Source organism: Jiangella muralis, assembly GCF_001270745.1.
Taxonomy (GTDB): domain Bacteria; phylum Actinomycetota; class Actinomycetes; order Jiangellales; family Jiangellaceae; genus Jiangella; species Jiangella muralis.
This window is the reverse complement of record NZ_KQ434755.1, coordinates 326,702-340,546: the sequence shown is the minus strand read 5'-3', so window position 1 is coordinate 340,546 and position 13,845 is coordinate 326,702. Positions and strand designations below refer to the sequence as shown.

The following is a 13,845-nucleotide window of genomic DNA, read 5'->3' as shown; positions in this document are numbered from 1 at the left end:
GAAATGATCCGGGCACGACGTCCCCCGCCCGGCCAGGTCGGGGTGCTTCTCCCGGGCCAGGAAATCCAGCACGGTGTCGGTGTCGGTGAAGTGCCCGACCTGCGGCCGGTCCGTCGACACCAGGCCACGGATCACCGGTGCGAGCGCGGCCGCCCGCGCCCGCCGCTCGGTCTCGGGCAGCGCCGCGTAGCCGTCGACGACCGGGCCGAACGGGTCCGCCCGGCCGCGGGTGGCCAGGAAGTCTTCGGCGGTGCGGATCATCCACAACGAATTCTGTTCGCACTCGCCGGAGGTGGCGCCCCAGGCGGTGATCCCGTGCCCGCCCAGCACGCAGCCGATCGCGTCCGGGTTCGCGGCCTTGATCGCGGCGATGTCCAGACCCAGCTGGAACCCCGGGCGCCGCCACCCCACCCACACCACCCGGTCGCCGAAACACTCCTTCGTCAACGCCGCACCATCGGCCGCCGTCGCCAACGCGATCCCCGAATCCGGGTGCAGATGATCCACATGCGCCGCGTCCACCAGACCGTGCATCGCGGTGTCGATCGACGGTGCGGCGCCGCCCTTGCCGTGCAGGCAGTAGTCGAACGCGGCGACCATGTCGTCCTCCCGCTCCACCCCCGGGTACACGTCCACCAGCGCGCGCAGCCGATCCAACCGCAGTACCGCCAACCCCGGCCCGGTCAGGGTGCCGAGGTCACCACCGGACCCCTTCACCCACAACAACTCCACCTCACCACCGGTCACCGGATCCACCCCGGCACCCTTCGCCGACGTGTTCCCACCCGCATAATTCGTGTTCCGCGGATCCGACCCCAGCCGGTGACTCCGCCCGATCAACTCGGTGACGACAGCGTTGCTCATCGGTGCCTCTCGGTCAGTGCGAGCCGGGCAGTCCGCCCTGGACGCCGGCGAGGAAGTACTTGGACAGGAACGTGAACAGCAGCAGCAGCGGGAGGCTGGCGAGCAGGTAGCCGGCGAACATCGGCCCGTAGTCGGTGCCGGCCTGGCCCTGGAAGAACAGCAGCCCGACCGACACCGTCCGCAGCTCGTTCTCGGTGATCGTGAGCAGCGGCCAGAAGAAGTCGTTCCACACCCCGTTGATGGTGATCAGCCCGACGGTGCCGATGACCGGCATCGACAGCGGGAGCGCGATGGAGAGGAACAGCCGGGGCGCGCCGGCGCCGTCCACCCGCGCGGCGTCGAACAGCTCCTGCGGGATGCCCTCGATGAAGGTCTTCATCAGGATCGTCCCGAGCACCACCCCGCCGGCCACGTGCGGGATGATCAGCACCGGGTAGGTGTTGAGCAGGTCGAAGTCGCGCATCATCACGAACAGCGGGATCAGGCTGGAGATGCTGGGCACCATCATCAGCACCGCGATCGCGGTGAAGAAGAAGCCCCGGCCCGGGAACCGGTACCGCGCCAGCACGAACCCGGCCAGCAGCGACAGCAGCACGATCGCGACGATCGACACCGCGGCCACCACGATCGACGCCACCATGTACGGCTGGATCTGCCGCCAGGCGGTGGCGTAGTTCTCCCAGTGCAGCGGCAGCACCGGCGCCCAGTAGCTGTCGGCGAACTGCAGGTTGTCCTTGAGCGACGTGCTCAGCATGAACAGGTACGGGAACAGGCTCACCGCCACCAGCACGCTCAGCGTGGCCTTGATCCCCCACTGCCGGCCGCGCCGCCGGCGCCGCCGCGCGGGCGGCGGCGCCGTGACGGTCTCGGCCCTGGTCTCGACGACTGTGCTCATCTACAGGCCCTTCACGTTCGTGGACGGCTCGGAGCGGCGCGCGAACATGACCACCGCACTCAGCAGCAGCGTCACCAGGAACAACGTCGTCGACAGCGTCGCCGCGTAGCCCCAGTCCTGGCCCTGGAAGGCGACGTTGATCATCCGCAGGACCGGCACCATCGTGGCGTCGTCGGGCCCGCCCGCGGTGACGATGTAGGCCATGAACCCGTACTGCAGCGTCCCGATCACCGCCAGGAAGAACAGCAGCCGCACCTGACGGGCCATCAGCGGCAGGTCCACCGCCCAGAACCGGCGGATCCGCCCCACCCCGTCCAGCGCCGCGGCCTCGAAGATCTCCCGCGGCACGTTGCGCAGCGTCGAGTAGAAGATCAGGAACGGCAGCCCGGCGATGAACGGGAAGCCCACGAACAGCAGCGACCACAGCGCGAACGACGGGTCGCCCACCCAGTTCTGCGCCCACCCGCCCAACCCGACCGCGGACAGCGCCCGGTTGATCACCCCGTTGTTCGGGTGGTACATGAACGACCACACCAGGGCCGTCACCACGCCGGGGAACGCCATCGGCACGATCAGCAGCGTGCGGAACACGAACTGCTCCCGCTCGCCGCGCAGGGTGATCAGCAGCTCCGCCGCGACCAGCGGGATCACCCACGCCACCACGCCGAACACGAAGATGTAGCCGAGGTTGCGGAACGAGCGCCACCAGATCGCGTCGTCGAGCATCGTCGCGTAGTTGTCCAGTCCGACGAACGTCGACACCTGGCCCGGGTTCCAGTCCCAGAACGAGCGCGCGATGCCGCTCACCGCCGGGTAGTACTGGAACAGCACCAGCACGACCAGCAGCGGCACGAGCGCCACGTAGGCGAACCAGGGCACACCGCGCCGTTGCTCGGTCCGAGGCTCCCGCACCGGCGGAGGGGTGAGCGGCGCGCCAGCCGTACCTGTCATCGTGTCCTCCGTCTCATCCAGGCCCGTGATACGCGGACAGCCGCCGCCGGACCGTGCGGTCCGGCCGGACGTCGGTGCCGTCGACGCCGTGGAGGTGGAGCGGGAAGCTCTGTTGCTGCTGGGTGACACCAGCGCCAACTGTTGGCGCAGGTGTCACCCCCGCCGAACACAAGTCGGCCCGGCCCGCCCACCGCCTCACGTCAGCCCTGCGTCCAGTCGTCGGTCCAGCCGCCGTCCTCGACCTGCTCGTTCGCCCACTGGATCCAGTCCTCGCGCAGCCCGGCCAGGGTGTCCTCCAGCGAGGTGGACTCCAGCAGGTAGCCGTCGTAGATCGGCGTCCAGAACTTCGCCTTGGGCACCAGCGACGACAACGACTGCACGGGCAGCGGCTCGGCCCAGACGCCGGTCATCAGCGGCTCCAGCCCGGGTGCGGGGGTCGCGCCCTCCAGCGACGGGATGCCGCCGGACCCGTCCAGCCACGGCTGGCCGCCCTCGGGGCTGGTCACGAACTGGAGGAACTTGACGGCCGCCTCCAGCTCCTCGCCGGTCGTCGTCGACGGGATCATGTAGCTGGTGCCCTCGGTGTTCGCGCCGTGCCGCGCGGGCTCGCCGGTGCTGAGCGGCGAGTCCTGCTCGGTCACGTCCGGGAACGGCATGGCTCCCCACTCGAACTCGACGTCGTCGAAGAGCGGGGCGTAGAAGTTCGACGCGTACGCCATCGCGGCCTGGCCGGACAGCAGGTCGTCGAAGCCGCCGCCGGTGGTGATGCCGGACCAGTTCGGCGTGGCGCACTCGTCGTAGAACTCCTTGGTCAGCTGCAGCGTCTCGCCGACCTCCGGGATGGTGGTCGGATCGAGCTCGCCGGTCAGGATCGCCCTGGCCATGCTCTTGATCGAGACGGTGGCCGACGTGCCGGGCTCGTTGTCCGGGCCGTACTGGTTCCACTCGTCCGCGTAGTGCGCCATCAGCATCGAGCTGACGTTCTGCACCGTCCAGCCCTGGTAGAGGAATCCGGAGGCGATGGCGAACGGGTCGTACCCGGCGTCGCGGAGGTCGCCGCAGGCGGAGATCAGGTCGCCGAAGGTCTCCGGCGGGCCGTCCAGCCCGGCGTCGGCCAGCGCGTCGGCGTTGTAGTACAGGCCGAGGATCACCAGGTTGAACGGGATGAACTCGTAGTTGCCGGCCGCGTTGCGGGCGCTGACCGCGTCGGGGCCGAAATAGTCCTGGTTGAACAGGTCGATCCAGCGCTCGTTGCCCTCCACGTACGGGTTGGGCTGCTGCAGGTAGTCGTCCAGCGCCACGACCTGGTCGGCCGTGTGCGAGACGCTGCGGAAGATCAGCTCCGGCGCGGTGCCGGCGGCCAGCTGGGTGGAGAGGGTGTCGCCGAAGTCGGCCGGCAGCACGTTCGTCTCGACGTTGATGCCGGGCTCCTCCTCCTCGAACCGGGCGACGAGGTCCTCCCAGGCCGGGCCGAAGGTGTCCGGGTCGGTGGTCCACTGGTTGGGTCCGGCGATGGTGATGGTCACCTGGCCGTCGCTCTCGCCGCCGTCGCCGTCACCACCGCACGCGCTCGCCGTCAGCGCCGCGGCGACGACGAGCACACCGGCTCGGACCGCTGTTCTCCCGCTCGTCAGGGATCTCATCGAAGGGCTCCTGTCTGCTGCGTGCTCGTCGCGGCGAAGAGGTCGAGGTCGATGGCGCCGGCCATCGCCGCGTACCCGGCCGCGTTGGGATGGGTGCCGTCGGCGTCGTAGTCCGCCCGGATGTGGCCGGGAGCGGCGGGGTCGTCGACGACGACGTCGAAGTCGATCACCGCGTCGAACACGGTGTTCGAGCGGATCCACGCGTTCACCGCGAGCCGTCGCTCCTCCCGGTCGGGTGTCCAGCCCACGCCGTTGCCACGCGGGATGAGGGTGGCGACGACGGCCCGCGCACCCGCGTCGTGGATGCGCTGGGCCGCGGTCTCCAGCGACGCGATGACGTCCGCCGCGGACTCGCCGACGTAGATGTCGTTGGTCCCATGAAACACGACGACGTCGGTCACGCCGGTCTGGGTCAGCACGTCGCGGTCCAGCCGGGCCAGGCCGTTGACGCCGACCTGGGGGTTCTCGACGGAGTTCAGCGTGTTGCCGCCGATCCCCGCGTTGACCACGGCGCGCCGCCGCGGGTCGTCCGGCGCCAGCGCGTTCAGCCGGTCGGCCAGCACGTCCGGCCAGCGGTTGTCCGCGTCGAGGTCGGCGCCCGCGCCGTCGGTGATGGAGTCGCCGAGGGCCACGACCGTCCCCCGCGCCTGCGCGCCGAGCACGTCGACCGCGTCCAGCCAGTACGTGCTGGTGCTCACCGGCGCGAACGCCGCGCCGCCAGGGTCGCCGGTGTGGTCGCCGGCGCCCTCCGCCGTCGCGTACTGCGTCTTCAGTGCCCAGTCGTGCGACAGCAGCGGCAACGACTCTGTGGCGTGCGTGCTGACGACGAGGTCGTCGCCGGCGGCGACCGGCAGCGCCACGGGATCGGTGTAGACGGTCTCGCCCGGGCGCACCCGGATCTCGCTCGACCCGAGGACGCTCAGCGGCCGCGGCGTGCCGGCGACATCCGCGCCGGAGCCGGACCGCACGCCCACCGTGGCGGCGTCGAACACGAGGTCCTGGTCGGAGAACGGGTTGACGAAGCGGACCCGCACCGCGCTGCCGCCGGTGGACACGTCGAGCGTCTGCCGGTACGTGGCGTCCGGGCGGCTGTCGCCGCCGAAGTGGCCGCCGATCGACGCGCCCCAGGCGGCCCGCCAGGCCGGCCGCGAGGCGGCGTTCTCGGTGATCCCGACGTCGTCGACCTGCAGGCGGGGTCCGCCGACCCAGTTGAAGTCGGTGCCCAGCACCCGGTACGAGACGTCGATGCCGGTGACGGCGTCGCGGTACGGCCAGGCGGACACGTCGACGGCGACGCGGTTCCAGGAGTCCGGCACGAACGTGGGCAGCGCCTGCGAGATCGACTCGTCGCCGCTGTACAGCGTCAGCGTCGCCTCGTAGCCGGTCGCGCCGGGCACGCCCCCGTAGGCGTCGACCCACGCGTACACCTCGTCGGCGGCGCCGAGGTCGAGCGGCGTCTCCGGGCGCACCGACACCGTCTTGGGCTGCGAGACGTCGCCGTCGGCCATCACCGCGTCGAGGGCGTACGTGCCGCCGTGCGGGCGCTGCGGGCCGTTCGGGAACGACGACGCCGGCGCCACGGACACGATGTTCTGGCCGGCGGTCCACCCCTGGGCGCCGTCCTCGAAGTCGTAGAGCAGCGTCGGCGGCGGGGGCGGCACCTCGATCGTGACGGCGTAGCGGTGCTCGCCGAGCGTGAGGCACAGCAGCGGGTGGTCCGCGTCGGCCGGCGCGAACGTCTCGAGCGTGGCGGTGACGGTCGTCGCGCCGCCGGCCGCGGCCAGCCCGTCGACCGGCAGGCTCGGCTCGGTGGTGGTGATGCCGTCGCAGCTGCCGACGACGAGGTCGTCCGGCAGGGGTTCCGTGCCGTTGTTGACGACGTCGACGGTGATCTCCGAGCCGGGACCGCCGCGGTCGGCGGCGCGGGCCCGCAGGTCGAGGTTGGGCCGCACGCCGGCGCCGTCGGCGTCCGCCGCGAGCACGACGTCGTCGACGTCGAACGTGCCGGCCCAGTCGTCGCCGCTGCTGCCCTTCGCCCAGACCTTGATCCGGGTGATCTCGTCGCGCCCGGGCCACGTCGACAGGTCCAGCTGGACCCGCTGCCAGGTCCCGTCCGCCTCGGCCGCGGCGACGCCGGACGCCACCGTGCCGTCGGCGCCGTACGCGCGGACCTGCACCGAGAACCGGTTGACCGGCGAGAACGCGCCCGGTTCCGGCTCCGGGAGGCGCACCTGCAGCGCGAGGTGCGGCGTCGCGGACGCGTCCAGCGGCGCGGCGAGCGGGACGTCGACCCCACGCCAGGTCTTGGAGTTGGTCCCGTTGGACTGCACGACGTCGGGGTCGTCGAAGAAGGCCCGCAGCACGTGGCCGCCCTCGGCGGCGGCGTCGTCCGCAACCGCCTCGACCCGGCCGACGTGGTCCGACGGCTGCCAGCCGCCGGTCCCGTCCTCGAAGCCGGACACCGGGACGGCGCCGGAGAGGCCGGCGTGGCCGCCCGCGCCGACCTGCTGGGTCGGGCGGCGCTGGTCGATCATCGACGGGTCGAAGCCCGGGATGACGTCGGTCCAGTCGTCGATGCCGATGACGTCCTTGGCGAACTCGGTCCGCTGCAGCGACTCGGGCGTGTCGATGTGCGCGAACACGTCGTAGATCTGCTTCTTCTCACCGGGCGAGGCCGGGAAGTCGGTGCGGTTCTCGTCCCACGTCCACAGGCCGATCCGCAGGCCGCCGGCCTGCCGGTTGTCCACCTGCGGGTCCCAGATGAACGCGTCGATGCCGTCGGCGGCGAGGATCTTGTAGTACGCGTAGGCGAAGCAGGCCGCCTGCAACTCCTGGTCGGCGGCGCCGTTGGTGGGGCTCTGGCAGCCCTGCTCGGACAGGATGACCCGCCGCGGCTCACCGTTGTAGTGCAGCTCGGGACGGTCGAGGTACGTGGGCAGCGTGGCGATGTTCTTGAAGGTGATCTTCGGCGTGTCCGCGTCGTCGGTGACGGGGTCGTCCCAGACCCGCGGGTCCAGCATGTTCGCCGGGTAGGGGTGGTACGCGAGGTCCCACGGGAAGTCGCCGCGCTCCTTCGTCAGCGCCGCCAGGCCGTCCAGCACGTCGCGTCCGTCGTAGAACCGCAGCGGGTCGGCCGGGTTCGCGTTCGTCGTCCAGAAGTGGTCGAGCGAGGTGTAGACGCGGGCGTCGGCGTGGTACTTGCGCGCCGCGCCGTACCCGATCCGCAGTGCCGGCTCGTAGTGCCGCAGGAACTCCGGCAGCGTCTTCTCGCCCATCTGCTGCCAGATGCCGGCCGAGTCGATCTCGTTGCCGACGACGTAGTCCATCGCCCGGCCGTAGCGCTCGTCGTCGCGGGTGTACCGGGAGGCCAGGAACTCCATGGCCGCGGTGTAGTGCGCGATCCCCTCCGGCGTGACGGTGTTGAACGCGTAGGTCATGAACGCGGCGGGCGCGCCGGTCGGCGCTTCGGGGTGCACCAGGATCGGGAACGACGAGTTCGGCTCCTCGTCGTAGACCAGCACCAGCACGAGGTAGACCAGCATCTCGTTGTCGGACAGCGGCTTGATCGTGTGGTCCAGCCAGTCGATGTAGGACTTGTCGAAGTAGTAGGTCTCGCCGCCGTACTCGAACTCGACGGTCTCGCCCGGCGCGCCCGGCCCGGCCTTCATCAGGTAGTTGACGCCGACGGTGACGGCCGCGTGGCCCGCGCCGACCACCTCGGCGTCGCTGGTCATCGTGACCGCCACGCCCTTCTGCGTGGTCGGCTCCGGGCGCGGCGCGGAGTTCGGCGCGTCGAAGGCCCAGTCGTCGGCGTAGTGGACCTCGCCGAGCGCCGTGCGGACGTCGCCGCGGACGCCGACCGCGGTGAAGCCGCTGTAGAGCCGGTCCACGCCGCCGGCCATCCGGTCGACGGTCGCGCGGAAGGTGCCGTCGCGGGCCGGCCGCACGACCTCCAGCGCGGTGGCGGCGGCCGGCGCGGCGGGGACGTCCGCCGCCGGGGCCACCGCGTGGATCTCGACGGCCTGCGGGCACCGTTCCGGTACCGACCCGGTGACGGTGATCGTGTCGTCGCCGACGCTCACCTCGGTGATGCCGGCGGCCGGTTCGGCGCAGGTGCGCGGCGCCGCGGCCGGTGCGGCGCCGCTCGCCGTCGCCGGGATCCCGGCCACGGCCAGCGTCATCGCGGCCAGGGCCGCCGCCAGCGCGCGGCCGGCTGTCATCGCTCTGCCCATGCTTGCTGCTCCTTCGTCGGGGGCGCCGGGACGAGCCGGCGTCAGGACGTGCTCAGCAGACGGCGGCGGTAGGCCTCGTCCTCGCGAGACCCGATCCGCTCCACCTCGGACGGCGCCAGCGGTGTGACGCCACCGATCGACGCGGCCGCGATGGTGATCCGCGCGATCTTCTCGGTCATGATCGTCGTGTCGAGGGCCTGCCTCGGCGTGCCGCCGAAGGCGAAGACCCCGTGGTGGCCGGCGAACAGCAGCCGCGGCCAGCGGCCGGTGCTCGCCCGGAACCGGTGCAGTTCCCGCCCGGCCGCCCGGGCCAGCTCCTGCCCGGGATCGACGTACGGGAGCCAGCACGCCGTCTCGCCGAGCATGACGACGTGGTCGGGGTACAGCCGCTGGGTCGCCAGCTCCGCGCCGCGCTCGCCGCACAGCAGTGCGAGCACGTGCACCGGATGGGTGTGCGCCACGTAGACCGGCCCCATCGCGGCGGCGACGACGGCGTGCAACCCGGCCTCGACCGTCGGCCGCGCGGCGGTGTCGTCGACCCGGCTGGCCAGCAGGGCCGTCAGCCACTCCTCGTCGCTATCGTCGCGGTCCAGCGCCGCGACCAGCGCGCCCGGCCGGATGCGGACCAGCGACCGCTCGTCGGCCTCGGCCAGCCGGCTCCCGCTCGCGGTGACGTGGATGGTGCCGTCAGGCCCGGGGCCCGAGGCGTTGCCCTCCCCCGCCACAACGAGTCCCGCGGCGGGGTCGCCCAGCGCGCGGCAGAGGCCGGCCAGCTCCGCGACCGGATCGGCGTCGCTCACCATCCGGCCGGTGTCCCGACCCGCTCGGCGATGCGCCGCTCCTGCTCGCCGGACGCGCGGTAGGCGCCCAGCGGGTCGGCCGGCACGCCGAGGCGGTCGCGCACCCGCGCCAGCAGCGGCCGGACGTCGGTCTCGAAGGCGTCGTTGACGACCTCGTTCGCGCCGACGACGTCGCCCTCGGCCCGGCGCCGGTCCAGCTCGTCGCGGTCGACCAGCAGCGCCTTCGCGAACGCCGTCTGCATGGCCGTGACGCTGCGGATCATCGCCGGGATCTTGTCCTCGATCATCGCGCACTGGTCGATCTTGTAGAGGATCGACCGGGCCGCCGCGGCGACGGCCTCGTCCGCGTCGTCCTCGGCGCTGACCAGCTCCAGCGCGATGAGGAAGGTCTCCTGCGGGTTGATCGCGCCGACGAACAGGTCGTCGTCGCCGTACTTCTTGCTGTTGAGGTCGAACCCGCCGAGGCGGCCGCGGTCCAGCAGCGTCGCCACGATGTGCTCGATGTTGACGCCCAGCGCGTGGTGGCCGATGTCGACCAGCACCCGCGCGCGCTCGCCGAGGGCCTCGCACAGGGTGAGCGACTGGCCCCAGTCGGCGATGTCGGTGTGGTAGAACGCCGGCTCGAAGAACTTGTACTCGAGGATCATCTCAGCGTTCTCGGGCAGCGCCTCGTAGGCCTCGCGCAGGCCGTCCTCGAGGTGCCGGCGGCGCCGCCGGAAATTGCCCTGTCCCGGGTAGTTGGTGCCGTCGGCCACCCACATCGACAGCCGGTCCGAGCCGACCTCGCGCAGGATGCCGGCGCACTCGCGGACGTGGGCGACGGCCTGCTTGCGCACCGTCGCGTCCTCGTTGGTCAGCGAGCCGAGCCGGTAGGCGTCGTCCTGGAACAGGTTCGGGCTGATCGAGCCGATCCGCACGCCCTGGTCCCGGGCGTAGCGGGCCAGCTCGGCGTAGTCGTCGACCCGGTCCCACGGGATGTGCAGGGCGACGGTCGGCGCGACGCCGGTGAGGCGGTGGACGAGAGCGGCATCGTCGATCTTCTCGCGCACGTCGCGCGCGGTGCCCGGCGTGTCGTAGACCTTGAACCGCGTCCCGGTGCTCACGTAGCCCCAGGACTGGGTCTCGATGTGCTGCCGGCTCAGCCGATCGACGATGTGCTCGGCGTCGGTCATCGTATCTCCTCGTGTCGTGTGTGACGGCGTCAGATGAGCTGCCGCCGGGCCGCCCAGGCCACGGCCTCGATCGCGGTGTCCACCCCGATCAGCTCGCAGATCGACCGGACCCGCCGGCGGATGGTGCGGTCGCTGACCGCCAGCGTGCGCGCCACCCGCGGGGCCGGCATGCCGGTGGCGAGCAGCGCCAGCAGCTCGAGATCGGCCCCCGAGATCGCGGGCCGAGGCCGGACCAGCCGCATCCCGCCGCGGTGGTCGGCGCCGTCCGGACCGGCCGGGAGGGCGTGCACGTCCGCCCAGCCCGGCCGGGCGCCGGCGGCGGCCCGGGCCCGCGCGGCCGAGTGCGGCCAGGACGACCGCCGATCGACGATGGCGACCTCGGCCATGCGAACCACCTCCGGATTTGAAGCGCTTCAATTCTGGTGTTGCGTGCACGTTACGGGGGTGTTCCGGGCCGGTCAAGAGGTGCGCCGGGGTCCTGTCCGAACCCGGTCAGGACCCCGGGCGCCGTGGTCAGTCCGGCGTCGCCGCGCGGAACTCGTAGCGGCCGGAGCCGGTCACCAGGCGGGTGCTCGCGCCGTCCTCGACGACGTCGGTGACGCCCGGAGCGTCCGCGGCCGGGACGCCGCCCTCGGTGACCGCGAGGCCCGGGACGACGATCTCGGCGGCCACGTTCGCGGGCACCTCGACATCGAGCGTGACCTCGCGGCCCGTCACCGACCACCGCACGTCGACCCGGCCGCGCACGGTGTCGTGCCACGCGTGGGCGTGGTCGATGCCGTCGCCCGGCAGCGGCGCGATCCGCACCCGGGCGTACCCGGGAGTGGCCGCCTCGATGCCGCCGACGTGCCGGTAGACCCACTCCCCGACCGAGCCCAGCGCGAAGTGGTTGAACGAGTTCATCCACGGATCCTGGAAGCCGGTCTCCGGCCGCCAGCCGTCCCAGCGCTCCCAGATGGTCGTGGCGCCGTGCTTGATGTGATGGCCCCACGACGGGTAGTCCTCGTTCAGCAGCAGCCGGTAGGCGAGGTCGGTGCGGCCGATGGCGGTCAGGGTGGGCAGCAGGTGGCTGACGGCGAGGAACCCGGTGGTCACGTGCCCGCGCCGCTCCACGTCCTCGGCGAGCGCCTTCGCCGCCGTGTCCCGCTGCTCCGGCAGCAGCAGGCCGAACGCCAGCGCCAGGACGTACGCGGTCTGCGTGCCGGCCGTGACGGTGCCGTCGGACTCGACGAACGCCTCGCGGAAGGCGGCCGCCACCGCGTCGGCCAGCGACCGCGCCGCCGCGGCGTCGTCCGCGCGTCCGGCCACCTCCGCCTGCTCGGCGACCAGCGCCGCGGACCGGGCGAAGTACGCCGTCGCGACGAGGTCCTTGGGCGTCTCCTGCGGGGCCAGCCAGTCGCCGTAGTCGTTGTTGCGGCCCTCGCGCCAGATCAGGCCCGGGTTGCGCGAGCGGACGTACTCCAGCCAGGCCAGCCCGGCGTCGAGGTGCCGTTCGACGATGCGGCGGTCGGCGTACTCCTGGTACGTCGCCCACGGCACGATGACACCGGCGTCGGCGTAGCCGGGCGAGCCCTCCCGGGCCCACTCCAGCACCACGCACGGCGCGATGTCGGGCAGCGCGCCGTTCTCCATGCGGGTGTCGTCGATGTCGTCCATCCACTTGGTCATGAAGCCGGCGAGGTCGGCGTTGAACAGCGCAGTCGGCATGAAGGCCTGCGCGTCGCCGGTCCAGCCCAGCCGCTCGTCGCGCTGCGGGCAGTCGGTGGGCACCTCGATGAAGTTGCTCAGCATCCCCCACTGGATGTTGTGCTGCAGCTGGTCGACGAGCGCGTTCCCGGTCTCGATGCCGCCGTTGAACCCCGTCAGCGACGACAGCGCGACCCCGGTGACGGCGTCCGCCGCGACCGGGCCGGGGTGTCCGGTGATCTCCGCGTAGCGGAAGCCGTGGAAGGTGAACGCCGGCTCCAGCACGTCGGCGCCGCCGGACAGCACGTAGGTGTCCGTGGCCCGGGCGCCGCGCAGGTTGTCGGTGTAGAGGGTGCCGTCGGGATTGAGCACCTCGGCGTGCCGGACGCGGACGATGGTGCCGGCCGGCCCGCCGGCGCGCAGCCTGATCCAGCCGGCCAGGTTCTGTCCCAGGTCGACGACGTACGACCCGGGCACCGGCTCGGTGACGGCGACTGGTTCGAGCTCGGTGTACGGCCCGGCCGGGTCGATCAGCGCCGCGACCAGCCGGCCCTGCGGGCCCTTCTCGACGGCGACCGGCCGCCAGTCGCCGGACGTCCCCGCCGTTCCGCACCAGTCGCCCAGTTCCAGCCGCGCGTCGTAGTACTCGCCCTGCAGCAGGTCCGACGCCTGGATCGGGCCGAACGAGCCCTCCCAGGTGCCGTCGGTGCCGGTCACCGTGCGGGAGCCGTCGGTGTGGTCGAGCACGACCAGGGCCCGGAACACCGGCACCTCGCCCCAGAACTCGCGCTTGTGGAACGGGCCGACGTTGCCGCTGTACCAGCCGTCGGACAGCACGGCGCCGAGCACGTTCGTCTCGCCGAGCGCGTCGGTGACGTCGTAGACGTGGTACGGCACCCGGAAGCGGTAGTCGGTCCAGCCCGGCGCCAGCGTGGCGGCGCCGACCGGCGACCCGTTCAGCCACAGCCGGAACACCCCGCCCGCCGTCGCGTACACGCGGGCGCGGCGCACCGGCCGGTCGACGTCGAGCGTCCGCCGCAGGTACGGCGCCGGGCGGTGGTCGTCGTGGTAGTACTTCGTCCGCGGCAGCGTGATCCACTCGGCGGCGGCCCAGGCGTCCGCGTCCGGGCCGGTCTCGAACGTCGCCGGGTCCGACCGCACCTCCTCGCCGCTCTCCAGCGTCACGACGACGCTCCACGTGTAGCCGGTCAGCGGCGCCAGCGCGGGGCCCGCGTACTCGACGCCGACCGTCTCGGCCGAGGCGACCACGCCCGAGTCCCAGAGCGGCCCGCCGTCCGTCACCGGCCCGGACGACACGGTCACGCGGTAGGCGGCCTGGCGCACCCCGCGGCCGGTGCTGCTCAGCTGCCAGCTCAGCCGCGGCCGTTCGGCCTCGACGGCCGGCGGCGCGTCGCGGTACTCGACGCGGAGACGGTTCACGACGGTCACGTTGCTCTCCTCACAGGTGGACGTGCACCCGAGCCTGCTCACTCCGGGGCCCCGGGTCCACCGTTCTGACCGGTGTCGGACTCGGCCCGCCGGTCCGGTGTCCAGGTTCGGCCAGCTCCTTGCCCGCCGGACGGCGGCTGCCGAAGACTCACG

At 72.3% G+C, this 13,845-nt stretch carries 9 protein-coding genes; all 9 read right to left on the bottom strand.

What is annotated here, in order from left to right:
* Window positions 1-864: class II aldolase/adducin family protein (locus tag ACW62_RS11830; protein ID WP_205629297.1), on the bottom strand; the 864-nt coding region annotated here is incomplete at its 3' end.
* 13 nt (window positions 865-877) lie between these two features.
* Window positions 878-1,759, bottom strand: a complete 882-nt coding sequence (locus ACW62_RS11825) for a carbohydrate ABC transporter permease (RefSeq protein WP_083459658.1) — start codon at window positions 1,757-1,759, stop codon at window positions 878-880.
* Window positions 1,760-2,710, bottom strand: a complete 951-nt coding sequence (locus ACW62_RS11820; RefSeq protein WP_083459657.1) for a carbohydrate ABC transporter permease — start codon at window positions 2,708-2,710, stop codon at window positions 1,760-1,762.
* 200 nt (window positions 2,711-2,910) lie between these two features.
* The gene (locus ACW62_RS11815; protein ID WP_083459656.1) at window positions 2,911-4,353 is read right to left on the bottom strand and encodes an ABC transporter substrate-binding protein; all 1,443 of its coding nucleotides are present in this window, start codon (window positions 4,351-4,353) and stop codon (window positions 2,911-2,913) included.
* A complete protein-coding gene (locus tag ACW62_RS11810) occupies window positions 4,350-8,585 on the bottom strand; it encodes a DUF5722 domain-containing protein (RefSeq protein WP_157574690.1) in 4,236 nt (1,411 codons plus the stop codon). Before ACW62_RS11810 ends, ACW62_RS11815 begins: the two co-directional genes overlap by 4 nt.
* A 41-nt stretch (window positions 8,586-8,626) precedes the next feature.
* Window positions 8,627-9,388 carry a class II aldolase/adducin family protein gene (locus tag ACW62_RS11805; RefSeq protein WP_053204294.1) on the bottom strand — a complete coding sequence of 254 codons (762 nt, stop codon included), beginning with the start codon at window positions 9,386-9,388 and terminating at the stop codon, window positions 8,627-8,629.
* Complete coding sequence (gene rhaI / locus ACW62_RS11800; protein WP_053204293.1) at window positions 9,382-10,557, bottom strand: L-rhamnose isomerase; 1,176 nt, start codon at window positions 10,555-10,557, stop codon at window positions 9,382-9,384. Before rhaI ends, ACW62_RS11805 begins: the two co-directional genes overlap by 7 nt.
* 29 nt (window positions 10,558-10,586) lie before the next feature.
* A complete protein-coding gene (locus tag ACW62_RS35195) occupies window positions 10,587-10,943 on the bottom strand; it encodes a helix-turn-helix domain-containing protein (RefSeq protein WP_205629296.1) in 357 nt (118 codons plus the stop codon).
* Window positions 10,944-11,070: 127 nt separating this feature from the next.
* The gene (locus tag ACW62_RS11790; RefSeq protein WP_157574689.1) at window positions 11,071-13,692 is read right to left on the bottom strand and encodes an alpha-L-rhamnosidase; all 2,622 of its coding nucleotides are present in this window, start codon (window positions 13,690-13,692) and stop codon (window positions 11,071-11,073) included.
* Between the last annotated feature and the right edge of the window lie 153 nt (window positions 13,693-13,845).

Excerpts from the sequence above, each read along its gene's own strand:
- ACW62_RS11825 (WP_083459658.1), bottom strand. The coding sequence starts at position 1,759 with ATGAGCACAGTCGTCGAGACCAGGGCCGAGACCGTCACGGCGCCGCCG.
- ACW62_RS11820 (WP_083459657.1), bottom strand. The coding sequence starts at position 2,710 with ATGACAGGTACGGCTGGCGCGCCGCTCACCCCTCCGCCGGTGCGGGAG.
- ACW62_RS11815 (WP_083459656.1), bottom strand. The coding sequence starts at position 4,353 with ATGAGATCCCTGACGAGCGGGAGAACAGCGGTCCGAGCCGGTGTGCTC.
- ACW62_RS11810 (WP_157574690.1), bottom strand. The coding sequence starts at position 8,585 with ATGGGCAGAGCGATGACAGCCGGCCGCGCGCTGGCGGCGGCCCTGGCC.
- ACW62_RS11805 (WP_053204294.1), bottom strand. The coding sequence starts at position 9,388 with ATGGTGAGCGACGCCGATCCGGTCGCGGAGCTGGCCGGCCTCTGCCGC.
- rhaI (WP_053204293.1), bottom strand. The coding sequence starts at position 10,557 with ATGACCGACGCCGAGCACATCGTCGATCGGCTGAGCCGGCAGCACATC.
- ACW62_RS35195 (WP_205629296.1), bottom strand. The coding sequence starts at position 10,943 with ATGGCCGAGGTCGCCATCGTCGATCGGCGGTCGTCCTGGCCGCACTCG.